The sequence below is a fragment of the Rhizobium rosettiformans genome, from assembly GCF_016806065.1.
Lineage (GTDB): Bacteria > Pseudomonadota > Alphaproteobacteria > Rhizobiales > Rhizobiaceae > Allorhizobium.
On the sequence record NZ_CP032405.1, the window covers coordinates 3279716 to 3306041 of the forward strand.

At 60.9% G+C, this 26326-nt stretch carries 24 protein-coding genes and 2 tRNA genes; 10 read left to right on the plus strand and 16 right to left on the minus strand.

Annotation, left to right across the window (positions count from 1 at the left end; translation table 11 throughout):
• Positions 1 to 18: 18 nt before the first annotated feature.
• Entirely contained in the window at positions 19 to 3198 is a 3180-nt protein-coding gene (gene amt / locus D4A92_RS16085; protein WP_246753961.1) for an ammonium transporter, read from the plus strand.
• 62 nt (positions 3199 to 3260) lie between these two features.
• Here the strand turns inward: amt and D4A92_RS16090 are convergent, their stop codons facing one another.
• Complete coding sequence (locus D4A92_RS16090) at positions 3261 to 3872, minus strand: FMN-dependent NADH-azoreductase (protein ID WP_006728611.1); 612 nt, start codon at positions 3870 to 3872, stop codon at positions 3261 to 3263.
• A gap of 129 nt (positions 3873 to 4001) precedes the next feature.
• Between D4A92_RS16090 and D4A92_RS16095 the strand changes: the two genes are divergently transcribed.
• Positions 4002 to 4943, plus strand: a complete 942-nt coding sequence (locus D4A92_RS16095; RefSeq protein ID WP_203015532.1) for a LysR family transcriptional regulator — start codon at positions 4002 to 4004, stop codon at positions 4941 to 4943.
• Between the two features lie 64 nt (positions 4944 to 5007).
• Here the strand turns inward: D4A92_RS16095 and D4A92_RS16100 are convergent, their stop codons facing one another.
• The 4 genes from D4A92_RS16100 to D4A92_RS16115 all read right to left on the minus strand — a co-directional run bounded on the left by D4A92_RS16100 (position 5008) and on the right by D4A92_RS16115 (position 8498).
• Positions 5008 to 6996, minus strand: coding sequence for a bifunctional 2',3'-cyclic-nucleotide 2'-phosphodiesterase/3'-nucleotidase (locus D4A92_RS16100; protein WP_203015533.1), 1989 nt, complete (start codon positions 6994 to 6996; stop codon positions 5008 to 5010).
• Between the two features lie 104 nt (positions 6997 to 7100).
• Positions 7101 to 7439 carry a PilZ domain-containing protein gene (locus D4A92_RS16105; RefSeq protein WP_203015535.1) on the minus strand — a complete coding sequence of 113 codons (339 nt, stop codon included), beginning with the start codon at positions 7437 to 7439 and terminating at the stop codon, positions 7101 to 7103.
• A 166-nt stretch (positions 7440 to 7605) separates the two neighbouring features.
• Positions 7606 to 7941, minus strand: coding sequence for a PilZ domain-containing protein (locus D4A92_RS16110; protein ID WP_203015537.1), 336 nt, complete (start codon positions 7939 to 7941; stop codon positions 7606 to 7608).
• 95 nt (positions 7942 to 8036) lie between these two features.
• A complete protein-coding gene (locus tag D4A92_RS16115; RefSeq protein ID WP_054150114.1) occupies positions 8037 to 8498 on the minus strand; it encodes an Lrp/AsnC family transcriptional regulator in 462 nt (153 codons plus the stop codon).
• Between the two features lie 157 nt (positions 8499 to 8655).
• Between D4A92_RS16115 and ald the strand changes: the two genes are divergently transcribed.
• Positions 8656 to 9774, plus strand: a complete 1119-nt coding sequence (ald, locus tag D4A92_RS16120; protein ID WP_203015545.1) for an alanine dehydrogenase — start codon at positions 8656 to 8658, stop codon at positions 9772 to 9774.
• Positions 9775 to 9882: 108 nt separating this feature from the next.
• On the opposite strand, the gene D4A92_RS16125 is transcribed toward ald, so the two are convergent.
• Together D4A92_RS16125 and D4A92_RS16130 are read right to left on the minus strand one after the other, a co-directional pair.
• On the minus strand, positions 9883 to 10980 hold the full coding sequence (locus D4A92_RS16125) for a catalase family protein (RefSeq protein WP_203015547.1): 1098 nt from the start codon (positions 10978 to 10980) through the stop codon (positions 9883 to 9885).
• Positions 10981 to 11103: 123 nt separating this feature from the next.
• Positions 11104 to 11655, minus strand: coding sequence for an OmpA family protein (locus D4A92_RS16130; RefSeq protein WP_203015549.1), 552 nt, complete (start codon positions 11653 to 11655; stop codon positions 11104 to 11106).
• Between the two features lie 249 nt (positions 11656 to 11904).
• Between D4A92_RS16130 and D4A92_RS16135 the strand changes: the two genes are divergently transcribed.
• On the plus strand, positions 11905 to 12819 hold the full coding sequence (locus D4A92_RS16135) for a DUF4344 domain-containing metallopeptidase (RefSeq protein WP_203015551.1): 915 nt from the start codon (positions 11905 to 11907) through the stop codon (positions 12817 to 12819).
• A 9-nt stretch (positions 12820 to 12828) separates the two neighbouring features.
• On the opposite strand, the gene sseA is transcribed toward D4A92_RS16135, so the two are convergent.
• From sseA to D4A92_RS16180, 9 genes are all read right to left on the minus strand, one after another.
• Positions 12829 to 14253, minus strand: coding sequence for a 3-mercaptopyruvate sulfurtransferase (gene sseA / locus D4A92_RS16140; protein WP_203015552.1), 1425 nt, complete (start codon positions 14251 to 14253; stop codon positions 12829 to 12831).
• Between the two features lie 26 nt (positions 14254 to 14279).
• Positions 14280 to 15011: an alanyl-tRNA editing protein gene (locus D4A92_RS16145; RefSeq protein WP_203015554.1), complete on the minus strand. Its 732-nt coding sequence runs from the start codon at positions 15009 to 15011 to the stop codon at positions 14280 to 14282.
• A 20-nt stretch (positions 15012 to 15031) separates the two neighbouring features.
• Positions 15032 to 16069, minus strand: coding sequence for a cysteine synthase A (locus tag D4A92_RS16150; protein ID WP_203015556.1), 1038 nt, complete (start codon positions 16067 to 16069; stop codon positions 15032 to 15034).
• Positions 16070 to 16276: 207 nt separating this feature from the next.
• Positions 16277 to 16723 (minus strand): type II toxin-antitoxin system VapC family toxin, encoded by a 447-nt coding sequence (locus D4A92_RS16155; RefSeq protein WP_203015559.1) that lies wholly within the window; start codon positions 16721 to 16723, stop codon positions 16277 to 16279.
• Complete coding sequence (locus D4A92_RS16160) at positions 16716 to 16970, minus strand: type II toxin-antitoxin system Phd/YefM family antitoxin (RefSeq protein WP_076396545.1); 255 nt, start codon at positions 16968 to 16970, stop codon at positions 16716 to 16718. Before D4A92_RS16160 ends, D4A92_RS16155 begins: the two co-directional genes overlap by 8 nt.
• A gap of 261 nt (positions 16971 to 17231) precedes the next feature.
• Positions 17232 to 17636 (minus strand): hypothetical protein, encoded by a 405-nt coding sequence (locus tag D4A92_RS16165; protein WP_203015561.1) that lies wholly within the window; start codon positions 17634 to 17636, stop codon positions 17232 to 17234.
• A 234-nt stretch (positions 17637 to 17870) separates the two neighbouring features.
• Positions 17871 to 19316 carry a cryptochrome/photolyase family protein gene (locus D4A92_RS16170; protein WP_203015563.1) on the minus strand — a complete coding sequence of 482 codons (1446 nt, stop codon included), beginning with the start codon at positions 19314 to 19316 and terminating at the stop codon, positions 17871 to 17873.
• Positions 19317 to 19421: 105 nt separating this feature from the next.
• Positions 19422 to 19649 carry a hypothetical protein gene (locus tag D4A92_RS16175; RefSeq protein WP_203015565.1) on the minus strand — a complete coding sequence of 76 codons (228 nt, stop codon included), beginning with the start codon at positions 19647 to 19649 and terminating at the stop codon, positions 19422 to 19424.
• 186 nt (positions 19650 to 19835) lie between these two features.
• Positions 19836 to 19910: transfer RNA gene (locus D4A92_RS16180), tRNA-Asn, on the minus strand.
• A 164-nt stretch (positions 19911 to 20074) separates the two neighbouring features.
• Here D4A92_RS16180 and D4A92_RS16185 point away from each other — a divergent pair.
• From D4A92_RS16185 to D4A92_RS16210, 6 genes are all read left to right on the plus strand, one after another.
• On the plus strand, positions 20075 to 20356 hold the full coding sequence (locus tag D4A92_RS16185) for a hypothetical protein (RefSeq protein ID WP_203015567.1): 282 nt from the start codon (positions 20075 to 20077) through the stop codon (positions 20354 to 20356).
• A gap of 154 nt (positions 20357 to 20510) precedes the next feature.
• Entirely contained in the window at positions 20511 to 20735 is a 225-nt protein-coding gene (locus D4A92_RS16190) for a hypothetical protein (protein ID WP_203015569.1), read from the plus strand.
• A 129-nt stretch (positions 20736 to 20864) separates the two neighbouring features.
• Positions 20865 to 20938 (plus strand) — tRNA-Cys (locus D4A92_RS16195).
• A gap of 208 nt (positions 20939 to 21146) precedes the next feature.
• The gene (locus tag D4A92_RS16200; protein WP_425957874.1) at positions 21147 to 21818 is read left to right on the plus strand and encodes a protein-L-isoaspartate O-methyltransferase family protein; all 672 of its coding nucleotides are present in this window, start codon (positions 21147 to 21149) and stop codon (positions 21816 to 21818) included.
• Positions 21819 to 22011: 193 nt separating this feature from the next.
• Positions 22012 to 22974 (plus strand): PopZ family protein, encoded by a 963-nt coding sequence (locus D4A92_RS16205; RefSeq protein ID WP_203015571.1) that lies wholly within the window; start codon positions 22012 to 22014, stop codon positions 22972 to 22974.
• Between the two features lie 114 nt (positions 22975 to 23088).
• Positions 23089 to 26019: a valine--tRNA ligase gene (locus tag D4A92_RS16210; protein ID WP_203015579.1), complete on the plus strand. Its 2931-nt coding sequence runs from the start codon at positions 23089 to 23091 to the stop codon at positions 26017 to 26019.
• Positions 26020 to 26326: the final 307 nt, after the last annotated feature.

A 26326-nucleotide genomic window follows, 5' to 3' on the forward strand; every position in this document is an offset into this window, starting at 1 on the left:
GGCTTGGCAGCGAGCCTCGTGTTGGGCTTTCCCCTTCCGGTTCATGCGGCAGAGGCCGTGACCGCCCAGGCCGCCAAGGCCTCTGCGGATCTCGCCTGGCTAATGGCCGCCGCCGGCATGGTGATGATGATGCAGGTGGGATTCCTGCTTCTTGAAGCCGGCATGGTGCGCTCGAAGAATTCCATCAATGTCGCTCAGAAGAACCTCCTGGATTTTGTCTTCGGCGTCGTCGGCTTTGCGGTCGTTGGTTTCATGCTTGCCTTCGGCCGCTCCGGTTTCCTGCCGGTCGGGCTCGATCCTGACTATTTTCTGCTTCAGGGCCTCGACAGCTGGCTCGCCGGGTTCTTCGTCTTCCAGGTGATGTTCTGCGGCACGGCGGCGACCATCGTCTCCGGTGCCGTCGCCGAGCGCATGACCCTCTCGGCCTATGTGCTCGGGTCGATCATTCTGTCGACGCTGATCTATCCGATTTTCGTGCACTGGGTCTGGGGGACGGCGATCGGACCCAACTCCGGAGCCTTTCTCGCCAATCTCGGCTTTGTCGATTTTGCCGGCTCCACGGTGGTCCACGCCACGGGTGGCTGGATCGCACTTGCTGCCTGCCTGGTGATCGGAGCGAGACGCGGGCGTTTTGATGCCGAGGGACGCCCGGTGCGTCTTGCCGGCAACAATCCCGTTCTGGCGACCACCGGCGGCCTCATCCTGTTTTTCGGCTGGATTGGCTTCAATGGCGGCTCCACCCTGGCAGCCAACGCGGATGTGGCGCCGATCATCCTCAACACGGTTCTCGCTGGCGGCATGGGCACCTGCGTCGGCTATGTGATCGGTGCGAGGCAAGATGGCGTGGTGCTGCCGGAAAAGGCGCTATGTGGCATGCTGGGTGCGCTGGTCGCCGTCACGGCGGGCTGCCACCTGCTTGAGCCGGGTGGCGCCCTCCTCACGGGCGCGCTCGGCGCGATCGTCGCCATCGTCGGCAATCAGTATCTCGAACAGAAGCTCAAGGTCGATGATGCTGTCGGCGCCGTCGGCGTACACGCTTTTGCGGGTGTCGCGGGAACCCTTGCGCTTGCGCTTCTGGCGCCGGTCGATAGCCTGCCCCTCGGCGGACGATTCGATCAGTTCTACATCCAGCTTTTTGGTTCCGCGCTGAACTTCTACTGGGCTTTCGGCCTTGGCTATGCCTTCTTCTGGACGCTCGACAAACTCGTGCCCGTTCGCGTCACGGCCGAGGCCGAAGACATCGGCCTGAACGTCGCCGAACATGGGACGCGGCTGGGTGTCGGCCATGTCGAGGACGCTCTTTCAAAGCTCGTTTCCGGCAAAGCCGACCTTGGCGATCGGCTACAGGTCGATCCGGGCGACGAGGCGGAGAAGCTGACCCGGCTGTTCAACCACCTGATGGACAATATCCAGCAACAAGAACGCAATCGAAGCGCACTCGAATCCCAGGTCCGCGACCAGGAAGAGGCGGATCGGGTGACGGCGCTCGCCAACGCCACCTTTGAAGCGATCGTCATGCACGAAGGCGGCGTGATCATTGACGGCAACGAGCAATTCGAGGTGCTGACGGGTCGCAAGATTGCAGATCTCATCGGAACGTCGATCCTCGATGTTGTCGACCAGACCGGGCGGCGTATGCTGATCGAGGATCCCAATCCGGCGCCCGACGTGTCGCGAGAGTTCCAGATCGTCCGCGCCGACGGCTCAAGCATCCCGATCGAGGCACGGGGCCGCAACATCGAATATCGCGGCCGGCATATCCGGATCAGCTGTCTCGTCGATCTTCGCGAGCGCAAGGCAGTCGAAAGCCGCATGCGCCATCTCGCGCAGCACGATCCGCTGACGGGCCTTGCTAACCGCGCTCTGTTTACCGAGACGCTCGCTGCCCATGTCGAGCAGGCAAACGATGGATGGGGCTGCGGAGTTCTTCTGGTCGATCTCGACCACTTCAAGGACGTCAACGATCTCTACGGGCACCCGGCCGGCGACGAGGTGATCAAAGAGACAGCGCGTCGCCTGACTGCGGCACTCGGCCCTGCCGACATGGCGGCCCGCTTGGGCGGCGACGAGTTCGCGGTCATCCTCGGCAATTGCCATTTCGAGGCCCAGTGCGAGGATTTCGGCCGCCGCCTGGTTGAAGCCTTTCGGCAACCCTTCGACACCGGCCAGGGCGAACGCATCAAATGTGGTGTCAGCATTGGCGGTGCGCTTTGCCCCGAACATGCGGGCGAGCTCGACGAACTGATCGGCCGTGCTGACATCGCTCTCTATCACGCCAAGAAGTCCGGGCGGAACACGTTCCGTTCCTACCGCAAGGGCATGGACGAACTGATCGAGAAGCGACGCGCACTCGAAGCCGATATCGAGCGCGGACTGGAGCGCGGCGAGTTCGAACTCTATCTCCAGCCTCGGGTCTCGGCATTGGATGCTTTGATCGTCGGATACGAGGCTCTCGTGCGCTGGAAACATCCGGAGCGGGGAATGGTGCAGCCGGGTGATTTCATCCCCGTCGCCGAGGTCTCCGGCAAGATCATCGAACTGGGAGAATGGGTGCAGATCGAGGCCTGCCGTCTGGCAACCGGTTTCCCGGAGCATCTGCATATCAGCGTCAACGTCTCGCCGGTGCAGTTCCGCCATCCGCAGTTTCTGGAGCGGATCGAAGCGATCCTGGATGCGTCCGAGGTTTCGCCGCATCAGCTGGAGCTTGAGATCACGGAGAGCGTGCTGATCGATGATGACCAGCGGGCGCGCCTCATTCTCGGCCATTTGAAGACGCTGGGCTTGAGGATTGCGCTCGACGATTTTGGTACCGGCTATTCATCGCTCAGCTATCTGAGCCGCTACCCCTTCGACGTGATCAAGATCGATCGCAGCTTCGTGTCAGCCCTCGGAACCGAGGAGACGGCCGACGCCATCGTCCGCACGATCATCGATCTGGGCAGCGGGCTCGGCATGCGGGTCGTGGCGGAGGGTGTGGAGACGCTGGATCAGGCTCGTTACCTGAGCGTTGCTGGCTGTGACGAGCTCCAGGGCTATCTGCTGGGCCGCCCGCAGCCGGTCGACAGTATCGCATCCGAGGTGAGCGCGGAGATTGTCTCGGAACTGACCAACGTCGCGCGGCTTCAAGCGCGCCGCGACAAGCGCCTGTCCAGGACGGGGAGCGAGACAGGGCTTGCTCTGGCGGCAAACGGCAACTGAAGGACCTTGCCGTTTGCAAAATGAGGGCGGCAGCGCGGCTGCCGCGTTGGAGCGTTGATAGCTCAGGCAGCGCGCGCCAGTTCCTCGACCTTGGCCTTGGCAGAAGCCACGGCCTTTTCGGCGGCTTCCGGACCGTATGCCACGCCTTCGACATAGACAGTCTCGACCAGCTCGATGCCGAGGAAGCCGAGGACCGTCTTGAGATAGGGTTCAGCATGGTTCATCGGGGCGCCTGGGCCGGAGGAGTAGATGCCGCCGGCGGCGAGCACCAGATAGGCCTTCTTGCCCTTGGCGAGGCCGACCGGGCCGTTTTCCGTGTAGCTGAAGGTCAGGCCGGCGCGAGCGATGTGGTCGATCCAGCTCTTCAGCGACGAGTAGATGTTGAAGTTGATGAGGCCGGTGCCGATGACGATCGTGTCGGCGGCCATCAGTTCCGCGACGAGCGCGTCGGACGTGGCGACAGAAGCGGCCTCTTCAGCGGTGCGTGCATCAGCCGGCTTGCGGATCGCGGTGGTGAAGGCGCCGTCGACGTGGTCGAGCTGGGTTTCGACGAGGTCGCGACGGACCAGCGTGCCGGTCTCGCCGGCGAACTTCTCGGCGAGCTCGGTGGCGATCGCGTTCGAGAGGGATTCCGAGCCGCGCGGGCTGGAGGTGACGAGAAGGATGGAAGACATGTGCAATTCCTCGAATGGTGGTGGGCCCTTGGGAGCAGGCCTGCCATGCATCTATGTCCGACCACGCATCAATAAAACTGTGATAATCTAGATCGGTCATATCGAATAACTGGATGGATGCCCGATCGCATGGATGCCAATCCCACTCTCGACCAATTGCAGGTCTTTCTCACCGTGGCTGATACCGGAAGTTTTTCCGCAGCCGCCCGGCAGCTCAATCGCGCGCAATCGGTGGTGAGCTATACGATCGGCAATCTGGAAAGCCAGCTTGGCGTGACGCTGTTCGAGCGGACCGGTACGCGGCAACCCAGACTGACGGACGAGGGCAGGGCCATGTTGACCGACGCCCGACGCATCGTCGGCGATCTGCAGGTCATGCGCGCCAAGGTCCGCAGCATGCATCAGGGCCTGGAGGCGGAACTGTCGGTGGCGATCAGCGTGCTCGTCCCGACCGGCGCCATGCTGGCGGTGCTTCGGGAATTTCAGCAGCAGTTTCCATCCGTCTCGCTGCGACTGGAAGTAGGCGAACTCGGACGATTGGTCGAACTGGTAATGAGCGGCAAGGCGACCATCGGCATCGGCGGAGCGCCGACCCGGCAGGACGACACGCTGATCGTCGACCGGATCGGCCACAATTTTCTCCTGCCGGCGGCAGCGGCCGATCATCCGCTCGCGAGGCGCAAGGCCACGCTGTCGCTGCAGGACGTGCGCGAGGAGACCCAGATCGTCGTCAGCGACGCTTCGGATCTGACGTCGGGGCGTGATTTCAACGTGTTGTCGTTCAAGACCTGGCGGGTCAGCGACATGGCAACGAAACATCAGCTGATTCGTGGCGGCCTCGGCTGGGGTGGGCTGCCGGCCTCGATCATCCGCGAAGACATGGCGAGCGGCCGGATCGTGCATCTCGATCTGCCAGCCTATGAGCAGGGGTCCTACAATCTCTACGCCATCAGGCGGACCGACAATCCGCCTGGGCCTGCCGGCACTTGGCTGATCCGGGCCTTCGAAGAACAGCTGTCGAATTGCCCCATGGATCTGGCATCTTCGCCAGCGCTTGCCACAGCAGTTTAAGGAATCGATTCAACATCTTGAATCGATTCCGTTCTTGTTGAGCGATTGCGCCGTCTGCCGTGGTTCAGAGCGTCAGGCGGAACTTCGCAAATCCTTCCGCTGCTTCGCCGGCATCCTCGATCTGGCCGCCCTTGAAGTCGGCGAGGAAATCGCGTGCCTTCGGGCCGGTCTCGAAGACGACGGTGGTCTCGCCAATCGGTGCGAAGGACCAGTTGCCGTCGGCGGACGGATTGATCGTGCCCTGCTCGACGATGTAGCGGACGATGATGTCGCGGTTGGTGTCCGGTCCGACGAAGATCACCTTGTCGGAGGCGATTTCGGGGAATTTGCCGCCGCCACCGGCACGGTAATTGTTCGTCGCGACCGCGAAGGTCTGGCCAGGATCGATCGGTTTGCCGTCGAACTGCAGGTTGACGATGCGGCTTGCTTCCGGATGCACGACGACGCCGTCCTTGTCGTAGCGGGCGGGCTGCGTCAGGTCGATCTGGTAGGTGACGCCGTCGATCACATCGTAATTGTAGGACGGGAAATCCGGATTGATCAGGGGCGAATCCTTCGCGCCCTTTTCGACGCGATTGAAGATGCCGGCCGACATTTCCAGCCAGTTCTTCACCTGCTCGCCGGTGATCGCCACGGCCTGAATGGTGTTCGGATAAAGATAGAGGTCGGCGACGTTCTTGATCGCGATATCGCCGGCCGGCACGTCGGTGAAATAATCGGCACCGCCGCGACCGCCGGCCTTGAACGGGGCCGCCGCCGACAGCACCGGCAGATCCTTGTGCGGCCCATCCTTCAACATTTCCTTGATGTACCAAGACTGGGCAATCGAAACGATCTGGATCGACGGATCGTCGGCGACCAGCGCAAAATAGGAGTAGAGCGGCGCGGACGTCTTGCCGACCGGCGTGCGCACATAATCGAGTGTCGCCTGGTGTTCGGTCGCGACCGAGGCGATGACCTCGGGCTTGTCCTTGACGTCGGCCACGACCTTGCGGTTGTCGTCTCGGTGGTAGATCGGGCGTGCCTCGCAGGTGAAGTCGACGATCTTCCAGCTCGAGCCGTCTTTTTCGAGAAGCAGGTCGATCAGGCCCATATGCGAGCCCCAGAAGCCAGCCATGACCGCGGGCTTGCCGAGCAGCGTGCCTTTCACGGCATCCGCACCCGGCACGTTCTCGAAATCCTTCGGTCCGGGGAAGACGAGATGCTGGTGTCCGGTGAAGATCGCATCGATACCCTCGACGCCTGCGAGATAAAGCGAGGCGTTTTCCATGCCTTCGCTTTCACCATTCCCGTCGATACCGGAATGGGAGAGCGCAATCACGATGTCGGCGCCATCCTCCTTCATCTGCGGCACCCAGGCGCGGGCCGCCTGCAGGATGTCGCGGCTCATCGCCTTGCCTTCGAGGTTCTTCGCATCCCAGAGCATGATCTGCGGCGGCACGAAGCCGATGAAGCCAACCTTGATCGGGCTGGTTGCCCCCGATCCGTCGCGGATCTGCTTTTCGATGATGTGGTAGGGCTTGAAATAAAGCGGATCCTGCTTGGGATCAGCGGCAAGCTGCCCCTTGGTCAGATTGGCGCAGACGAAGGGAAATGTAGCACCCGCCAGCGTGTTGAACATGAAGTCGAGGCCGTAATTGAACTCGTGATTGCCGAGCGTGCCGCAATCATAGCCGAGCACGTTCATCGCCTTGATCACGGGATGCACGTCGCCAGGCTTCATGCCCTTCTGATAGGCCATGTAGTCGCCCATCGGATTGCCCTGCAGGAAGTCGCCATTGTCGATCAGCATCGAATTGCCGGCTTCGGCGCGGATCGAATCGATCAGGCTTGCGGTGCGCGAAAGGCCCATCGTGTCGTTCGGCTTGTCGGCATAATAGTCGTAAGGCATCACGTTGACGTGGATGTCGGTGGTTTCCATCAGCCTGAGATGCGCCTGGTTGCCATTGGCGCGCGCCGCAAAGGGATGAAGCGTGACGAGAGCCGCCGATGCGGCAATACCGCTCAAGAAGGAGCGGCGGGAAATCGGATGGAGATCGAGCAAAGACGGCATAGGGGCCTCACGAAGAACAGGTTCTGAAAGCGACGCAGGTTAGGTCGCTTTCAAGAGGCTTGCACCTCTAAAATGACAGGGATGAGACGTTGCTCCCTCCTGGGTCAGATCGGAACAAGGTTGCGGGGATCCCGATGGAAGTGGCGGAAGTAGGCGGTGACCTGCGCGACCGCATTGGTGGTCTGCTCGAATTCGAGCCCCATCTTGCCGGCGCGGTACCAGCAGACGGTGCATTCGATGTGGCCGAGTTCGGGGCAACTGACAGTCACTGTCGCGCCGCGCTTGGCTTCGATCCAGCCCTCGAGATGCAGGGCCATGCCGGTTCGGGAAATGTCGAGAATACGGACGTTGAACTTCTGGCCGATGAATTCCAGCGTTCCCCTGATATGACAGCGGATACGGTGGCTGCGGCGGCCGTCCGGGTTGAGTTTGGCAGCAAGCATAAAATTGCGCTCCGTCAAATTGATTGAAAGAAACGCAGGAAACCTCGGCCAGGCGCCTTAACGGCATCTGGCCAAGGTCATTAGAATGCGAGCGACCTCCTCAGGAGATTTTGGGTGTTTTGCCGGTTATGCGGGGTGTTTACCGTTAACTTCCGGTCCGAAGGGCTCAGCCGCGCAGGACCGGCCGGACTTCTTGATGATAGTTGCGGAAATAGGCCGCGACCTTGGCAATCGAATTGCTGTTCGGTCGGAACATGATGCCGATGCGGCCGCCATAGTTCCACCGGACGACGCCTTCGAGATGGCCGATATCCTCGTTTTCGATGATCACCTGACTGCCGGCGGCGGCGGTTAGCTTGGTGGCGAGTTCGAGCGCGAGGCCTGTGCGTGAGATGTTGATCACGCGCGCATCTGCCTGCTGCTGGAAATAATGGATCTTGCTGTCGAGCCGGCAACGGCTGCGGGGTGATTTGCGAACATCCATACCGAGATTATTGCTCATGATGCCGTCCTGAATACAAAAAGGAATGGCATGACCTTACGCAGCATCCGTAAGAACGGCCTAAAACAAATCATTAGGATTTTCAGGATCCTCGATCAAAGACCCACATTGGGACGTTCGATCACTTCGCGAAGCGCAAAACTCGAATTGATCTTCACCACATGCGGAAGCGCCGAGAGCCAGTCGCGGTGGATGCGCTCGTAGTCTTCGAGATCCTTGGCGGCCACACGCAGAATGTAATCGTACTCGCCCGACATCAGATAGCACACAAGCACGTTCGGACAGCGCTTCACGGCGGCCTCGAATTCGGTCAGCGTCTTGGCAAACTGGCCCGACAGCGAGATGTGCACGATCACCATCATCTTGTAGTCGATCGCCTTGTGCGACAGGCGGGCATGATAGCCGCTGATGACGCCGGATTTTTCCAGCATGTCGTGACGCCGCGAGCAGGCGGAGGGCGACAAGCCCACCGTTTCGGCAAGCTCGGCATTGGTCATCCGGCCATTCTCCTGAAGCGCCTTCAGAATGGCACGATCAATGGCATCCAGTTCCGCCATTCGTAGATTCTCCGTTTTGCAGCTGTCTGACGCAAGAAGCTGCGAATTGTCTGATGTCCCAGGCTTCACTTTGCAAGGACATTTTGTGCGGAGAATGTTTGAATTTCCGTATCTGAAACAAAGCAGCGCAGGCTGCGAATAAAAGAGAGGAACGCTTATGCGTGTCGGTTGCCCGAAGGAAATCAAAAACCATGAATACCGTGTGGGTCTGACCCCCGGTGCCGTCAGAGAATATGTGGCACATGGCCATGACGTCCTGATCGAAACGGGAGCAGGCGCCGGGATCGGCGCAGACGACCACGCCTATATCGCCGCTGGCGCGAAGATCGCAGCCTCGGCAAAGGACGTCTTCGAAAAGTCCGACATGATCGTCAAGGTCAAGGAGCCGCAGCCCTCCGAATGGGTGCAACTGCGTGAAGGCCAGATCCTTTATACCTATCTCCACCTCGCGCCGGATCCGGACCAGACCAAGGGCCTGCTCGATTCGGGCGTCACAGCCATTGCCTATGAAACCGTGACCGACGAGCGCGGCGGCCTGCCGCTTTTGGCGCCGATGTCGGAAGTCGCCGGACGCCTGGCGATCCAGGCGGGTGCGACGGCCCTGCAGAAGGCCCATGGCGGCCGCGGCATCCTGCTCGGCGGTGTGCCGGGCGTCTTGCCGGCCAAGGTTACCGTCATCGGTGGCGGCGTTGTCGGCCTGCATGCGGCCAAGATGGCCGTCGGTCTCGGCGCCGACGTCACAATCCTCGATCGCTCGCTGCCGCGTCTACGCCAGCTTGACGACATCTTCGGCGGTCGCGTCCACACCGTCTACTCCACCATCGATGCCCTTGAGCAGGAAACCTTCTCCGCAGATCTCGTCATCGGCGCAGTCCTGATCCCCGGTGCGGCTGCCCCGAAGCTGGTTACCCGCGAGATGCTGTCCGGCATGAAGAAGGGCGCTGTCATCGTTGACGTTGCCATTGACCAGGGCGGCTGCTTCGAGACGTCCCATGCCACGACCCATTCCGACCCGACCTACGAGGTCGATGGCATCGTGCATTATTGCGTCGCCAACATGCCGGGCGCGGTGCCGATCACCTCTGCCCATGCCCTCAACAATGCGACGCTGGTGCATGGCCTCGCGCTCGCCGACCGCGGTCTGCGCGCAATTGCCGAGGATCGTCACCTGCGCAACGGTCTCAACGTTCACAAGGGCCGCATCACCAACAAGCCGGTCGCAGAAGCCCTCGGTTATCCGGCGCATGCACCGGAAGCCGTGCTTAACGTTGCGTAAGGTTGCACTCTCCGGTCGCCTCACGCCGCGTCAGGTCCGCGAATGTAACGCGTAAAGCGGCCGATCCGGGCCGGCCTTCCCATCGGCCGGCCCGTTTTTATTCATCGATCAAGGCAGATCGGGCCTGCTCTTCGGCTCATGCATCGGACAGCCGATCAAGGCGCTGCGTTTGGCGGCTGCGACGGGATAGACTTCCCGGCGGGCGCGCATGACATTGCCGAGAGGTCGATGCTGCTCGATGCCGCGCCATGGACGGAAGGTCAGCCCGTCATCGACGGCGCGCGAGCGACCTTCCGACCAGCCCGTCTGCGGCGCCACGCTGATGGTCGCGATTTCCAGATAGGGGCTGTCTTCCTCGGGCCAGACGACGGAGGCATCCTCGATCGGCTGGGTCTCGAGATTGCGACAGAGCTGCGCGCGCAGGGTCCATTCTCCGCCATCGCGTGCCATGACCTCGGCGACCGCTTCGCGCAAAACATCGGGACCTTCGGATAGATCGATCCTGTCGTCAGTGAGGCGTTTGAAGCTCTCGGACCGCGGCACGAGGTCGAGCTTTGCCACATACTCGCCGAAGCGCAAGGGAACCTGGGTGTAGTAGTGTTCACCAAGCGGATGGGTCTCGGGATAACCGCCCATTGCTTTCAGCGCCCCGGCATCCGCCCCCATGGCCTCCAGTCCCCGGACGATCGGTCTGAGGATCCAGCTGAGCGCGCTCTTGGCCCACTCGACCCTGTCCGTGGTGCGGGCGATCAGTTGGATGTTCTTGGCAAAGCCGGCGGCATCCGGTGCGGCAAAGGCCGGCGCCGAGGCAAACAGAAAGTCCTGCGTCCGATCGCCTTCGCTGCCAGGCAACCGCGTACCCTCGACATCAAAGAGCTTGATTGCAAAGCCGCGGGGAAGTGAAACGCTGTCGCGCAGCGGGTCGCCGGGAATGGTCGAGATGCGGATGATGGCGGGATAGGTCCGCCCCGGTTCGGCGAAAATCCCCTGGCGCAGTTCGGCCGAAAGCTCCGGATGGACGGTGACGGTGGCTTCGAGCAGGGCATGGCTCTTGGCGTGCACGCTGCGTTGCGCATGTCCGAGATCTTCATGCGTCTTGCCGATGATGTAGAGCATGCTGTCCTTGATCTCTTCGATCGCCTCCTTTTCGTCGGCGGACGGGGTTTCAAGATCGGCATGGTAGCGGATGGGGGATTGATGCGGCATCGAGTGCTCCGTGGGGACGTGTTCCGGGGGAGTGAACGCGGGCCGCAGCCGCGTGTTCCTCCCCCGGAAACATCGATCCGTCGACGGGAGGACCAGCGCACTGGCCCTCACTCACGCACAAGATCAGCGGATGAAGTCGTCGATACGGCGGAGCGTGACGCGTCGGTTACGCCATTCCGATCGCTCGGTCGGGATCAGCAGGTAATCTTCGCCATAGCCGACGGTTTCAAGAACACGCGAGGGAATGCCGAATTCGCGGACCAGAACCATCTTGAGCGAGGCAGCCCGGCGCTCCGACAGGACCTGATTGGAATAGGCGGACCCGACCGCATCCGTGTGACCCTCGATCAGGAAGCGAACCGCGCGCCGGCGACGCAGCAGCTGTTCCATGGCGCGGGCGATCTGCTGCACCTTGCGAAATTCCGAACGCGGAATATCCGCTGAGCCTGTTGCGAAGTTGATCGCCTGGATATCGATCGAAGGCGCTTGGCGTCGAAGCTCCGGCCGCCGCTTGAACTCGTCGATGGTGACCCGGTTCCGCGGGGCGATCTGCCGCTGCGGAGCGGCATCCAGCCGCCGCATGATCATGTCTTCCGTGGGGGCTTCCTGTGCGAAGCCAACGACCGGCGACGCTAGAGCGCCCCCCAAGATTGTCAGAAACAGACGTCTGTCCATGGCGTGTCCTCCCTGTCTGGAATGTCGTGAGAGAAGCTTTTGCATGTCGCGGATGAATTTCAACTGAAGTCGGCGGTCAGCAAGCGTTCATCGACCAAGCTGCCGTAAGGCCGCGTATCGTTATGGCTGATGTCATCGACACGGCAGGGCCACGGGATGCGGCCTGTTTTTGTCAGAAATGGTGCTTCTCTCTCGCTTAACCTCTGCTGTAGATAATCGGCGAGCTATCAGGGGTTCGGGGTCTCTCACATGCTGTCAATCAAGTCTGTCGCCGTGGTCACGTTGGCATCCGTTGCCGCATGGCTCTGCCAGCCATTCACAAGTGTTCGGGCCGAGGAGCTGACGGCCGAACAGGTCGAGGAAGGCCAGCGTTTCGTCGTCAACAACGCCATCTTCATTCTCTTCCACGAGGCCGGCCACATGCTGGTCTCTGAGCTCAACCTGCCGGTTCTCGGCCGCGAGGAGGATGCCGTCGATGCACTTTCCTCCGTGCTGCTGCTAGGTGCCGAGGACGAGGACCTCAATACGACCATGCAGGATGCCGCCGATGGCTGGTTCCTGCTGGACGAAGCCAATGAGGACGGCCCCCAGGAAGACGACTTCATGGGCACCCACGGCCTCAACCGGCAGCGTGCCTATGCGATTGTCTGCATGATGACCGGCGCCAATGCCGAGTTCTTCAAGGAGTTTGCCGACTCGCTCGATTTTCCGGAAGAGCGCCGCCAGGAATGCGTTTTCGAATATCAAAGGGCCCGCGACAGCTGGATGAGCCTGCTCGCCGCCAACATGAAGGACGGCGTGAAAACGAGATTCGAGGTCACCTATGAGCCTGCCGGAAACGAGGACCTGCAGGGTTTCGCCGATCTCCTGAAGAGTGCGGGCGCGCTGGAGACCATCGCCACCGTCTTCGGCGAGGGCTACAATCTGAAAGACGGAATCAAGATCACCGGCAAGACCTGCGGCACGGAAAACGCATTCTGGTATGCGGGCGACCGCGAAATCACCTACTGCTACGAGATGGCCGCCTTTCACGCCGGTCTGATCGCCAATTGGTTCGAGAACCAGGCCGCTGGCGAAGAGGATCCGGACGGGGAGAACGTCGCTGACGAGGCTTCCGAGGAAGAAACGGAAGCCACCAGCGTCAAGCTGAAGAGGAAGGAATGAGCGACGGCGTCAGCCGTCGCGCTTGATCAGGGCAAGCAGTTCCTGATCTGTCAGGGGATCAACGAGGGCGTCATAGGTGCCGACGGGCGAGAAGCCGAACTGCTGGTAGAGCTGCAGTGCGCGCGGATGGTCGAGCGAGTTGGTGGTGACGGTGACAGTCTTCGGATTGCTCGCCCAGGCCGCGTAAAGACACTGCAGCAGGAACCATTTGCCGATGCCGAGCCCCAGCGCATGTTCGAAGAGGCCGAAATAGGAAAGCTCGACGAGTTCGTCATTTTCCTGCGACAGCTCGTAGAAGCCGGCCGGTGCGCCATTCACATAAAGAACCGAGATCGACACCTTCGGCGCGTGGATGATCGCCTTCAGCTGCTCGTCGGGCAGACGCAGGCGCTCATACCAATGCCAGCGCGCACCGACCTGGCGGTGCAGGAAGCGGTAGAAGGAAAGCGGGATTTCATGCGTGCGCATGATAGCGGTCTGGATATTGACCGGCACCGGCAAGCTGGATTTTGGCGGCGCCTTCATTTCGAGCCGGGTGACATGGGCGGTCAACGGCCCTGATGTCTTCGAGCCGAGCGGCGAAGCGTCGCCGGTGACGACAGGCGTATCGGTCTTCGACCCCCATTCCGACCAGGAGCCGTCATAGAGCGAATTGTCGGTATGCCCCAGGCTTTCAAGCGCCAGCGTCACGACGGCTGCCGTGACACCTGAGCCGCAAGACGTCACCACCGGATTGTTGAGATCGATACCGGCACTGGTGAAGATCGAGCGCAGCGTAGCGAGATCTTTCAGACGGCCGTTTTCCGACAGCGATGATGCAGGCACGCTGCGGGCACCCGGAATATGGCCGGAGCGCATGCCCTCGCGGGGTTCAGGCTCTTCGCCTGTGAAACGACCGGCAGGACGGGCGTCGGCAATCTGCTTGTCGCCCTCGTCAGCAATCCCGGACATCTGGTCGAAGGATGTGAGCCTTGCTCGGTCGAACTGCGCTTCGAAGGTAACGGGAGCCGGTTCTGGCAGGTCGGTTTCAAGCTTTCGCCCTTCCGCCTTCCAGCCATCGATGCCGCCTTCGAGTACGTAGACGCGGCGTGCGCCCATGACTCGGAACAGCCACCAGACGCGTGGCGCTGAAAAGAAGCCAGGACCATCATAAACGACGATCGTGTCCTCGGCGGAAATGCCGAGCTGGCCGACGGCCTGGGCAAAGAAGGAGGGCGAGGGCAGGGAATGGGGCAGGCCTGTGGTCGTGTCGGCGATCACGTCCTGGTCAAAGAAGACCGCACCTGGAATGTGGCCGGAGGCATATTCCACGGCGCCGTTGCGGTTATGCGCCGGCAGATACCAGGAAGCATCGACGAGCTTGAAGCCGGGAGACCCGAGGTTCTTTTCGACCCAATCCGCCGAAACGACGAAACGGCTTCTTTCACCGGACATGCACTTCTCCCGTACGTTCCTATGGCTTAGGTCTCCGGGGCTCCAAAGCGAATGCGGAACCGGCGGTTCTCCTTGCCCTTCTTTTCGATCTTGGCGATATGAATCGCACCGACCTCCTGGGTCTCGGAAACATGTGTGCCCCCGCAGGGCTGACTGTCAACGGCGGAATGCTCGCCGATACAGACCAAAGACACCCGACCAAGGCCGACGGGCGGGCGGACATTCTTCGACTTGACGATGCCGGGATTGGCCGCGAGCTCCTCGTCGGTGATCCACTGGAGATAAACGGGGTGATTTTCGCCGACGAGCTTCATCAGGTCTGCAGTCACCTGATCCTTGTCGATCGTCTCTGACATGTCGAAATCCACGCGGCTTTCCTCCTCGCCGACGGCAGCCCCCGTGATCGGATAGGAGCAGACAACGGAGAGCAGGTGGCAGGCTGTGTGCATGCGCATCAGCTTGTAGCGGCGTGCCCAGTCAACATGCAGAACGAGCTTTTCGCCTACAGAGGGCAGGGGCTCGCCGTCCAAAGGGCAGTGCAGGATGATGTCCTTGGTGGTGCCGTGGCGCGTTTCGGAAAGCTGGATGCGGCTGCCGTCTTCGCGCTCCAGAAAGCCGGTATCGCCCGGCTGGCCGCCGGATGCCGCATAGAAACAGGTCTGGTCGAGTTCGACCGCGCCGTCTTCATGCACTGATGTCACCACCGCCTCCGCCGTCGAGAGATAGAAATCGTCGCGGTAGAGGGCGATGGTTGTCATGGCTATGCTTTCAATAACAATCAGACAGTTTCGAAAGGAAGATCGAAGGCGGGGCGCTTTTCCAGCCAGGCCGGGACCGGCAGACCCTTCGAGCGCAGGAAATCCGGGTTGTAGAGCTTCGACTGATAGCGGTTACCGTAGTCGCAGAGGATCGTCACGATCGTGTGGCCGGGGCCGAGTTCCTTCGCGAGACGAATGGCGCCGGCAATGTTGATGCCCGAGGAGCCGCCGAGGCAGAGGCCCTCGTTTTCGACGATGTCGAAGACGATGTCGAGCGCTTCGGAATCGGGGATCTGATAGGCGAAATCGGGCGTGAAGCCTTCGAGGTTCGCGGTGATGCGACCCTGGCCGATGCCTTCGGTGATCGAGGATCCTGAAGATTTCAGCTCGCCGTTCTTGTAGTATTCGTAAAGCGCTGCCCCTTCCGGATCGGCGATGCCGATCTTCACCCCGGGCTTCCTGTTGCGAAGGCCAATCCCTGTGCCGGCCAGCGTGCCGCCCGAGCCGACCGCGCAGATGAAGCCATCGACGGCCCCGCCGGTCTGCTCGAAGATTTCCTTCGCGGTCGTCTCGATATGGGCGTCGCGGTTGACCGTGTTGTCGAATTGGTTCGCCCAGATCGCCCCGTTCGGCTCGGTCTTGGCGAGCTGGGCTGCGAGACGCCCCGAGATCTTCACATAATTGTTCGGGTTCTTGTAAGGCACCGCCGGCACTTCGACGAGCTCGGCGCCGAGCAGTTTCAGCGCGTCCTTCTTCTCTTGGCTCTGGGTTTCGGGAATCACGATCACGGTGCGATAGCCGAGCGCCTTGGCAACCAGCGTCAGCCCGATGCCGGTATTGCCGGCCGTGCCCTCGACGATCACGCCGCCCGGACGCAAGAGCCCGCGCCGCTCGGCATCACGGATGATGAAGAGTGCTGCGCGATCCTTCACCGACTGGCCGGGATTGAGGAATTCGGCCTTGCCGAGAATGGTGCAGCCGGTCGCCTGCGAGGCGCCCTTCAGCCGGATGAGGGGCGTATTGCCGATCGCCTCGAGCACGGAGGGGTGAAATGCCATGATGCCTGCCTTTTTTGTCTGACGCGGACACTAGAACCAAATGCGCGGGGAAGAAAACCGGGATGCCACGCAATTTTGTCCTTCTGGACAAGATTATGCGGGCGGCGGTCAGCGCGAAACGTGAACCGGTCTTTTCCGCCTGGGGGCAGGCAAAGGCAAGGAATGGCTTTTCGTGTGGCGGCGGGGAGAAGGAAAATGCGTTCGGGACTAGGATCTGAGGGCTTCCGGAAAATCACAGGCCACGCCAAGAGGCATGAAGTGCTTCAGATTGGCGGTAATCACCGTCAGCCCGTAGGCCTTTGCTGTGGCGGCAATCAGGATGTCGGCGAACCCGGGATGTGCGCCGCTCGCGGTAGCGACATCGTCTAGCCCGCCGGCGATCCGGGCAACGATGGGGTCGACGGGCAAGATTCGGTCGCCGAAGGTTTCAGTGATGGTATCGAGCCAGTCGCTTAAGCGCTGTGACCGCTCGAAGCCGCCGCGACGATGCAATCTGCGCAGGCCTTTCTCGATCTCGGCCAGGGTGATGGCCGACACATAGAGTACTTCGCTCTGTTCCCGGAACCAAACTTTCACGGCTTCGGATGGCGCTTGCTTCCGGTCGGGCGAAAGGAGCGAGATGATGTTGGTGTCGATCAGGAAGCCGCTACTCAAGCTCGACGTCCCGCATGGGGGACGGGTTTCGGTCGAGATCGGCGGGCCCGGGATAAGACATCAGGAACTCGCCGAAGTTTGGCCTGGGCTTTGCCATCACCCTTTTCGCCGCCTCTCCCGCTTCGACGCTGACCAGCATGGCGGCCGGCTTGCCGTGGCGGGTGATCGTCACGAACTCGCCGTTGGCGGCTTCATCCACAAGGCTCGCAAAACCGGCCTTGGCATCGGCAACACTCTTGGTCGACACGTGGAGCTCCAAAAATGACTATTTATAGTCAATTTAGCTTTTCGTGGAGGTTTGAGCAAGCGGGAGCTTGGCAGGTGTCGGGGCCACACGCGACGAGAGCAGCAGCTACGGCTAGACCATCCAGTCAGACTCGAAACTTTGCCACATTATGCTCGGCAAGGTAACTTGAGATATGCCTACGCGTCGGAGTTTGCGACTTTGGACGGCGCCTGATCCGGCGCCTACGCCGCAGGTCGGCGCTCCTACTCATCGAACTCCGCTTTACTCCGCAGAGCACCAGCGGTAATGATCGGTCATTTCGAGATTTTCATTCTCGCGCTTCAGCACGAATTCGCGTTTGTTCAGCACTTCCAGCCGGCTCTTATACTCCGTGACTGTCGTCGGCAAAATGCTCCAGGAGCGGTGGTAATAGGAGCAGCTCTCGTCGAATTGATAGACGTTTCCGGATTGGGTCACGTTGCTCAGCTTGCAGCTGGTCTTGCCGCTCTTCACACTCTTTCCGTCATAGATGAACAGCATTGAACCCTTGGGGTCGCTGCACTCATGCTGGGACTGGACGTAACGTCCCTGATCGATCTGGAGCAACTCGTTGGCGGCGACGGGCGTGGCAAAGGCGATTGCCAGCGACGCCAGGGCGAGGGGCGGGATCATATTGGTGAAATACATGCTTTCAGTCTCTTGTACTCGTAAAGGTCGATTAGAACGCCTGAGCGCTCTATCTCAGTTTGGTAGTTGGGTCGATATTACACAGGCGATATCAACCGGTTACCGGTTGCATCTGATTATGGTGATTTCTTGAATGGCCCAGCCAAAGCTGTCGACGACAGCTGCCGGTTGTTGCCCCAGCCGGCCGGGTCAGTTCCTCCACCGCCAGTGAGAGTGGGGCGCGGGCAAGAGCGTTTACTCCGCCCTCAACCCCTGAAACGCCGCCATCGCCGCATCCCTGGCCTTGCCGTGATCGACGATCGGCAGGGGATAGGTCTTGCCGAGGCTGACGCTCGCCTCTTTCAGAACAGCGAAGGGCGCCTCCGACGGCTTGTGGATAAATTTATCAGGCATGTCCTTCAGCTCCGGCACGAAGCGTCGGACGTATCGCCCCTCGGGGTCGAATTTCTCGCCCTGGCTGGTCGGATTGAAGATGCGGAAGAAGGGGGCGGCGTCGGCGCCGGAACCGGCGACCCATTGCCAACTGGCGGCATTCGAGGCCGGATCGGCATCGACAAGCGTGTCGCGGAACCAGCGCTCGCCTTCCCGCCAGTCGATCAGAAGATCCTTGATCAGGAAGGAAGCAACGATCATGCGCACACGATTGTGCATGAAGCCGGTTTGCCAGAGCTGGCGCATGCCGGCATCGACGATCGGGTAGCCGGTCTGACCCTTTTGCCACTTTTCGAGCAGGTCCGGTTCGTCGCGCCAGGGGAAGGCGTCGAACTTGGCGTTCCAGTTCTTGGTCGCGAGATCCGGAAAATGGAAGAGCAGATGATAGGAGAAATCGCGCCAGACGAGCTCCTTGCGGAAATGGACATAGTCCTCACTCGAATAGGCGTCCGACAGTCCTCGCGTCGCATGCCAGACGGAAGCGGGCGAGATTTCGCCCAGCGCGAGGTGCGGCGAGAGCATCGAGACATGCGCTTCGCCGGGAAAGTCGCGGCGGGTGCGATAGCCCTTGAGGCCGGATGCGATGAAATCGGTGAGGCGCTTCCTGGCACCGTCTTCGCCGGGTTGCCATTCGCTTTCAAAGCCTTTCGCCCAGTTCGGCTTAGTCGGCAGCAGGCCCCAGTCCGAAAGCGTCTCGCTTGTCGGCCAATGCTCAGGTGCGGTGAGCGAGTTTGGGGCCGGGATCGGTTCTGGCGGTTCGCCGGATCCGTCCAGTGCCTTCCAGAAAGGCGTATAGACACGGAAATGCCCGCCGGCCCCGGTCTTCAGCTTCGTCGGTTCGTGCAGGATCTGGCCGGCAAAGGTGCGCACGTCGATGCCATCAGCGATCAGTTTCGCCTTCAAGGCCTTGTCGACTGAGATGCCGGAGGGATCGTAGCGGCGATTCCAGAAGACCGCCGAAGCGCCAGCCTCCTTGATGAGATCCGAGAGCACGGCGTCGGCCGCGCCGCTACGCAACACCAGCTTCGCGCCGAGCGCGTCGAGTGACGCCGACAAGGCTTCGAGCGAATGATGCAGCCACCAGGCTTGCGCAGCACCGAGCGGTCCGGTGCCGGCGTGCTCCGGCTCCATTATATAAAGAGGAACTAAGCGAAACCCCTCGTCCAGCGCTGTTGCGAGCGCGGCGTGGTCGGAGATCCGGAGATCCTTGCGGAACCAGAGGATGAGCGTCTTGGCGGATTGCGGCATGCGTTGTTCTTCTTCGTTGGCTTTCAAAGCCATACGAAGGGTCACCGCGACAAGATCACGCTGCCATCACAAATCTGGGTTTTCGGCCGCGACGGGAAGCGGCGCTCAGGCGGCGGAGCGTGCGGTGGCGACCCGTCGGGCCTGTTCGGTCCGCAGCATGGCCATTATCTGCTGGGCATTTTCGCGGACATAGAGGCGATGCAGCTTTTCGGCGACTGGGGCGGTGGTCAGCAGGCAGGTATAGCCTTCCCGCTCATACCAGCGGAAATCCACCACATTGTCCATGTTGACATAGAAGGGAAAGCCGTCCCCATCGTGAAGCTCAAGCCACATCGGCCGTCCTCCTTGCATTCTTTTCCGTATGAGGAGGGAAATAGCAGCGAAAGGTGAAGAGGGGGTTTCGGAACCATTGCCGGAACGACCACCCAAGATCTTGTAGGTCTAAGGTTTGGCAGGCAGCTGAGGTGTCCGGAATCAAAAAGCCCGCTGCCTTTGTCAGGCGCGGGCTTTGAAATAAGATGGCTCCCCGGGCCGGATTCGAACCGGCGACCTGTCGATTAACAGTCGAATGCTCTACCGCTGAGCTACCAGGGAACAGCCGCTTGGCGCGGTGTGAGCGGGGTAATACTGATGCTCGCTCCGTTTGCCAAGCGGTTTTTCAAAAAAAATGTCATCGTCTTGTTTTTATTTGTGGGCTCACCATCTGGAGGGCGGTGGGAAAGGGGCCCAAAACCGCCGAAACGCAGGGAGTCTCGTGAATGCCAGAACGTCGCTATCGGCTCGACCAGCAGCGAGGTCGCCTTGTGCTCGGCAAGCTCGAAATCCCCGTTCCCCGTTCCAGAGCGGGTCGAATCGTGACAGGAACGGCGCTTGTCGGCGGTGGCTTTCTGGGCTTTCTGCCGATCCTGGGCTTCTGGATGCTGCCGCTTGGCCTGATCGTTCTCTCTCATGACCTACCGGCCGTGCGCCGCCGTCGGCGACGCATGACCGTCTGGTGGACCCGTCGCAAGGACACGCCGCGCCCCGGCCCTGAGGACTGAGGCACGCGAAGGAGCACATGTCATAGTGAAATGACCTGATGGTTCCAACCCGATACGCTGGGTGGACTCAAACGGGATACCGAACACGGCAGTCGCCGTCTGGTTCCCGGAAAGGTCAAACGACATGAGCATATTCATTCAGGCGGAGAGTTCCTTGATTCTGACGCCGAAAGATTTTCACATCATCGATCACGCGATGCGGGCGGCCGAGCCGGCTAAGCCCGCTTACTCCGATGACGGTCATCGGGAAGCGGTGGGCAAGGCGGTGATCCGGCTCTATACATCCGGCATGACCGATCCCGGACGCCTCGCCGAAGCCGCGAGCACCATGGCCGCAACACGCCTGCTCGATCGTCGTCGCTGGCGAGAGGACTCTTAAGGAAAATCGGGCGGGGAAGGGCGCCTTCGGGCATCCACAGGAGCGCCGCGAAATTTGATGAATTTCCCCTTGCGCTCACTCTCGATCCGTTCTAAATGCCGCCCACCACACGCACTTTTCTACTCGGATGGCCTCGTGGCGGAGTGGTGACGCAGAGGACTGCAAATCCTTGTACCCCGGTTCAATTCCGGGCGAGGCCTCCATCCGAACTTTCCCCATAGATACAATCGACTTTATCCTGGCGGCGTCGGCGATGTCGTCTTCGCGCGTCCCGCAAGAGCGACCGCGTCACTCGGCGGCCGCGATATTCTCGTGTGCGAGGAGAAGACCGGCTTGAAAGCGCCTCGCCCTGCAATTAAAGACACGGGTGGAATAAGCCGCTATGGCCGGTCGACACGGGGCGCGAATGAAATGATGGATTACGTAGCAGCACGCACCAAGATGGTGGATAACCAGATCAGGACGACGGACGTCACGTCCCATTCCGTGCTGACCGCCTTTCTTACGGTGCCGCGCGAAGCCTTCGTTGCAGCCGAGCTGAAGCCGCTCGCCTATATCGATGAGGACATGCAGGTGGCACCTGCCGCCAATGGCAATCCGGCCCGTTACATCATGGAGCCGTCGCCGCTCGCAAAGCTTCTGCAGCTGGCCGCCATCACCAAGGATGACCTCGTGCTCGAGGTCGGCTGTGGTGCAGGTTACGCCGCAGCACTTCTGTCGCTGCTCGCCGGTTCCGTCGTGGCGACCGAGAGCGACGAGGCGCTGGTGGCCCGTTCGACCGAAACGCTCTCCGAACTCGGTTATGACAATGTTGCCGTGGTCTCCGCCAGGCTGGAAGATGGTTATGCCGCCGAAGCGCCCTATGACGTGATCTTCGTCAATGGTGCCGTCGAGGAACTGTCGGAAACCCTGCTTGGACAGCTGCGCGAGGGCGGTCGTCTCGTGGCCGTCGTCGGTTACGGTAATGCGGCCCGCGCCCGCCTCTATGTGAAGAACGGCGGCATCACCTCCTATACCGAATATTTCAACGCCGCTGTGAAGCCGCTTCCGGGCTTCCGTAAGGCCGCCGAATTCGTCTTCTGAAGCGCAACGTTTATCGAGTGCATTCAAGGCCCGCCGCGTGCGGGCCTTTTCGTTGATGCGCAACAAAGCTGTGCATCACGGCAATTCATTCTGCGCACGTGATTTTTTTCGAGAGGCGCGTATCCTAGGGTGAGCGCGAATCGGTATGGGGCTTATGTCCCGACTGATATTTCTGAGGACAACGGGGATTAGTATGGCTCAGCCAAGCGTAGCGCGTGAACCGTCCATGGAAGAGATCCTGGCATCCATTCGCCGGATCATCGAGAGCAATGATCCCGTGAACGGTGGAAGCCTGACGGAGGATGCGGCGTCGCTGACCGACGATCAGGGCGAGAGCGACGAGGACATGGGCTATGACGGCGGCGAATTCGTCCCGGCCAACGATGCCGGTTCCGCTTTCCCCCTGTTTCCGCAGCGGGACATGGAGCGCGCCGAAGTCGAGCCGCGTCGTGAGCCGGTCCTCGAGCAGGCTTCGGAAGCGCCCAAAAGCGTGTCGCTCGCCGATCTCGCTGCCCGTGTGCGATCCGCATCCGAGCGCACGGAGCGTCCGAGCCCGCCGCAACTGTCCAACACGACTGCCCAAGTGACGGTCTCGCAGCCGCGTCGCGACAGCGAGTTCTCGACAGACAAGGCGCAGCATGAGGCGCCTGTCATGTCGACACGTCTCTCCGAAATGCGCGACCAGCAGCTGCGCCCAACGATCGCCGCCGAACCGGCTCAGGCACCAGTGCCGCGTGCCGAACAGGAAGCCGAGCGCCCCGCAGAACCGTCGCCGATCGCGCGCATGGCCCATGTTGAGGTTCGCGCTGAACGCAGGGAGCCGGCCTTCCTGGAACCCGAAATGGAGCAGGCAGAGCCGTCGTTCGAGGTGGACATGCAGGTATCTGCGGCTTCCGACGATATGCATCAGAACATAGAAAACGAGGGCCGAGATCTGACTGCGCTAGTTTCTGCCGCAACCGTCGAGCAGGTTTCGCGTTCCTTCTCCGAACTTGCCGCCGCGTTTGACGGCAGCGAGCGCCGTTCGCTCGACGAGGTCGCCGAAGAAATGCTGCGTCCGATGCTGAAAGACTGGCTCGACGACAATCTGCCGACGCTGGTGGAGCGCCTCGTGCGCGAAGAAATCGAACGCGTCGCCCGCGGTCCGCGACGCTGATCGAACTCCCTTTGGGGATCATGGGCCGCTCGCAAGAGCGGCCTTTTTTATTGACTTGGTTTTGTCAGTCCTATTTACCAAGCCACATCCAGAACTCGAAAATCCGGTCGGAAAATGCTCGAAAAGACCTATGATTCAGCCGCCGTCGAACCGAAAATCGCGAAAGCATGGGAAGACGCCGATGCGTTTCGTGCTGGCGCCAACGCGAAGCCCGGCGAGGACACCTTCACCATCGTGATCCCGCCGCCGAACGTCACCGGCTCGCTTCACATGGGTCATGCGCTGAACAACACGCTGCAGGACATCATGGTCCGCTTCGAGCGCATGCGCGGCAAGGATGTGCTGTGGCAGCCGGGCATGGACCATGCCGGCATTGCGACCCAGATGGTTGTCGAGCGCAAACTTGCCGAAAACGGCCAGAACCTTTCGCGCCGCGACATGGGCCGCGAAGCCTTCATCGAAAAGGTCTGGGAGTGGAAGGAAGAATCGGGCGGCCTGATCTTCAATCAGTTGAAGCGCCTCGGCGCCTCCTGTGACTGGTCGCGCGAACGCTTCACCATGGACGAGGGCCTGTCGGCGGCCGTTCTCGAAGTTTTCGTCACGCTCTACAAGGAAGGCCTGATCTATCGCGGCAAGCGACTGGTCAACTGGGATCCGAAGTTCGAAACCGCGATTTCCGACCTTGAGGTCGAGAACAAGGAAGTTGAAGGCCATATGTGGCACTTCAAATATCCGCTCGCCGGTGGCGAGACCTACACCTATGTCGAGAAGGATGAGGATGGCAACGTCACCTTCCAGGAGGAGCGCAACTACATCTCGATCGCAACGACGCGGCCTGAGACCATGCTCGGCGACGGCGCGGTTGCCGTTCATCCTTCGGATGAGCGTTACGCCGCAATCGTCGGAAAACTCTGCGAGATCCCTGTTGGACCCAAGGAGCATCGTCGCCTGATCCCGATCATCACCGACGAATATCCGGATCCGAAGTTTGGTTCGGGTGCGGTGAAGATTACGGGCGCGCATGACTTCAACGACTATCAGGTCGCGCGCCGCAACAAGATCCCGCTCTATCGCCTGATGGACACCCAGGCGAAGATGCGCGACGACGGCGAGGATTATGCCGTTTACGCAGCGCGCGCGCTGGAGATCGCCAAGACCGGCCATCTGCCGAACGAGGCTGAGGTCGACGACATCAATCTGGTGCCGGACGAGTATCGCGGCCTCGACCGCTACGAGGCCCGCAAGCGCATCGTCGATGCGATCAATGCGGAAGGCCTCGCGGTCACCGTCAAGGACGCTGAAGGCAACGACGTGCCCTTCGTCGAGAACAAGAAGATCATGCAGCCCTTCGGTGACCGCTCTGGCGTCGTCATCGAGCCGATGCTGACCGACCAGTGGTTTGCCGATGCCAAGACGCTGGCCGAGCCGGCGATTGCCTCCGTGCGCGAAGGTCGCACCAACTTCGTCCCGAAGAACTGGGAAAAGACCTACTTCGAGTGGATGGAAAACATCGAGCCCTGGTGCATCTCCCGCCAGCTCTGGTGGGGTCACCAGATCCCGGCCTGGTATGGTCCCGACGGTCAGGTCTTCGTTGAGAAGACCGAGGAAGAAGCGCTGCACTCGGCGATCCAGCACTACATCGCCCATGAAGGCCCCTGGAAGGCCTGGGTCGAAGAGAAGCTCGAGAACTTCCAGCCCGGCGAAATCCTGACCCGCGACGAAGACGTGCTCGACACCTGGTTCTCGTCTGCGCTCTGGCCCTTCTCGACGCTGGGCTGGCCGGAGGAGACGCCGGAACTGGCGAAATATTACCAGACCGACGTGCTGGTGACCGGCTTCGACATCATCTTCTTCTGGGTTGCCCGCATGATGATGATGGGCCTGCATTTCATGAAGGACGAGGACGGCAATCCGGTTGAGCCCTTCCACACGGTCTATGTGCATGCACTGGTTCGCGACAAGAACGGCCAGAAGATGTCGAAGTCCAAGGGCAACGTCATCGACCCGCTGGAGCTGATCGACGAATACGGTGCCGACGCGCTGCGCTTTACGCTCGCGATCATGGCGGCCCAGGGTCGCGACGTGAAGCTGGATCCTGCCCGCATCGCTGGCTACCGCAACTTCGGCACCAAGCTGTGGAACGCCACGCGGTTCGCCGAGATGAACGGCGTGAAGGCCGATCCGGCATTTCTGCCGGAGACCACCTCGCTCGCCATCAACCGCTGGATCCTGACGGAGCTTGCCCGCACGGAAGCCGAGGTGACCGAGGCCATTGAGGCCTATCGCTTCAACGACGCCGCCGGCAGCCTCTATCGCTTCGTCTGGAACCAGTTCTGCGACTGGTATCTGGAATTGCTCAAGCCCGTCTTCATGGGCGAGGACGAAAGCGCCAAGACGGAAGCGCAGGCCTGCGCGGCCTATGTGCTCGAGCAGATCTACAAGCTGCTGCATCCCTTCATGCCCTTCATGACGGAAGAGCTCTGGGCCCATACAGCAGGCGAGGGCGTGTCCCGCGACACCCTGCTCTGCCACGCCGACTGGCCGACGCCGGAATTCTCCGATGAGAATTCGGCAGCTGACATCAACTGGCTGATCGATCTGGTCACCGGCATCCGCTCTGCCCGTTCGGAAATGAACGTGCCGCCGGGCGCCACAGCGCCGCTCGTCGTGGTGGGTGCCAATGGCGTGACCCAGGAGCGGTTGATCCGTCATGATGCGGCGATCCAGCGTCTCGCCCGAGTCGAGGCGATTACCGTTGCCGATGTCGCACCGAAGGGCGCCGCCCAGATCATCGTCGGCGAGGCGACCGCCTGCCTTCCACTGGGTGCCTTGATCGATCTCTCTTCAGAGAAGGCCCGTATCGAAAAGGCGATCGCCAAGGTGGACCAGGAACTGGGCCGCATCGCCGGAAAGCTGGGCAACGAGAAATTCGTGGCCAATGCCAATCCGGAGGTGGTGGCTGCCGAGCGCGAACGCCAGCAGGAGCTCGAAGTGCAGAAGGCGAGTCTTCTGACCGCGCTTTCGCGGGTTATCGAAGCAGGTTGATCTGCGAAAGCTTCAGGAATGAAATTCTAAAGGCCGGATTTCACATCCGGCCTTTTCTTTTTGCGTCGCACCATGACCAGACAATTGCTTTGCTATCTTCCATATCGATTCTGACCGTTATCTTGTTGCTAATGCTCGATTTGCCTGCAGCCGCGATGCGAAATGCATAAATTTCGCCCAAATCGATGATCGGCAAAACTGTGGCGTGCATGCAACGCAGGGTGACATCCGTAAAATCGTTTTCTCAAAAACGAGAATCTATGGCAATATTTGAGATTATTTGTCCACGGCTGCGGCATTTTGACGT

Coding starts and splice junctions, on each gene's coding strand:
- D4A92_RS16135 (WP_203015551.1), top strand. CDS start 11,905: ATGCTGTCAATCAAGTCTGTCGCCGTGGTCACGTTGGCATCCGTTGCC.
- ald (WP_203015545.1), top strand. CDS start 8,656: ATGCGTGTCGGTTGCCCGAAGGAAATCAAAAACCATGAATACCGTGTG.
- D4A92_RS16205 (WP_203015571.1), top strand. CDS start 22,012: ATGGCTCAGCCAAGCGTAGCGCGTGAACCGTCCATGGAAGAGATCCTG.
- D4A92_RS16175 (WP_203015565.1), bottom strand. CDS start 19,649: ATGTGGCTTGAGCTTCACGATGGGGACGGCTTTCCCTTCTATGTCAAC.
- D4A92_RS16150 (WP_203015556.1), bottom strand. CDS start 16,069: ATGGCATTTCACCCCTCCGTGCTCGAGGCGATCGGCAATACGCCCCTC.
- D4A92_RS16165 (WP_203015561.1), bottom strand. CDS start 17,636: ATGTATTTCACCAATATGATCCCGCCCCTCGCCCTGGCGTCGCTGGCA.
- D4A92_RS16100 (WP_203015533.1), bottom strand. CDS start 6,996: ATGCCGTCTTTGCTCGATCTCCATCCGATTTCCCGCCGCTCCTTCTTG.
- D4A92_RS16145 (WP_203015554.1), bottom strand. CDS start 15,011: ATGACAACCATCGCCCTCTACCGCGACGATTTCTATCTCTCGACGGCG.
- D4A92_RS16115 (WP_054150114.1), bottom strand. CDS start 8,498: ATGGCGGAACTGGATGCCATTGATCGTGCCATTCTGAAGGCGCTTCAG.
- D4A92_RS16110 (WP_203015537.1), bottom strand. CDS start 7,941: ATGAGCAATAATCTCGGTATGGATGTTCGCAAATCACCCCGCAGCCGT.
- D4A92_RS16210 (WP_203015579.1), top strand. CDS start 23,089: ATGCTCGAAAAGACCTATGATTCAGCCGCCGTCGAACCGAAAATCGCG.
- D4A92_RS16170 (WP_203015563.1), bottom strand. CDS start 19,316: ATGCCGCAATCCGCCAAGACGCTCATCCTCTGGTTCCGCAAGGATCTC.
- D4A92_RS16105 (WP_203015535.1), bottom strand. CDS start 7,439: ATGCTTGCTGCCAAACTCAACCCGGACGGCCGCCGCAGCCACCGTATC.
- D4A92_RS16130 (WP_203015549.1), bottom strand. CDS start 11,655: ATGGACAGACGTCTGTTTCTGACAATCTTGGGGGGCGCTCTAGCGTCG.
- D4A92_RS16200 (WP_425957874.1), top strand. CDS start 21,147: ATGATGGATTACGTAGCAGCACGCACCAAGATGGTGGATAACCAGATC.
- D4A92_RS16095 (WP_203015532.1), top strand. CDS start 4,002: ATGGATGCCAATCCCACTCTCGACCAATTGCAGGTCTTTCTCACCGTG.
- D4A92_RS16125 (WP_203015547.1), bottom strand. CDS start 10,980: ATGCCGCATCAATCCCCCATCCGCTACCATGCCGATCTTGAAACCCCG.
- D4A92_RS16185 (WP_203015567.1), top strand. CDS start 20,075: ATGCCAGAACGTCGCTATCGGCTCGACCAGCAGCGAGGTCGCCTTGTG.
- sseA (WP_203015552.1), bottom strand. CDS start 14,253: ATGTCCGGTGAAAGAAGCCGTTTCGTCGTTTCGGCGGATTGGGTCGAA.
- D4A92_RS16090 (WP_006728611.1), bottom strand. CDS start 3,872: ATGTCTTCCATCCTTCTCGTCACCTCCAGCCCGCGCGGCTCGGAATCC.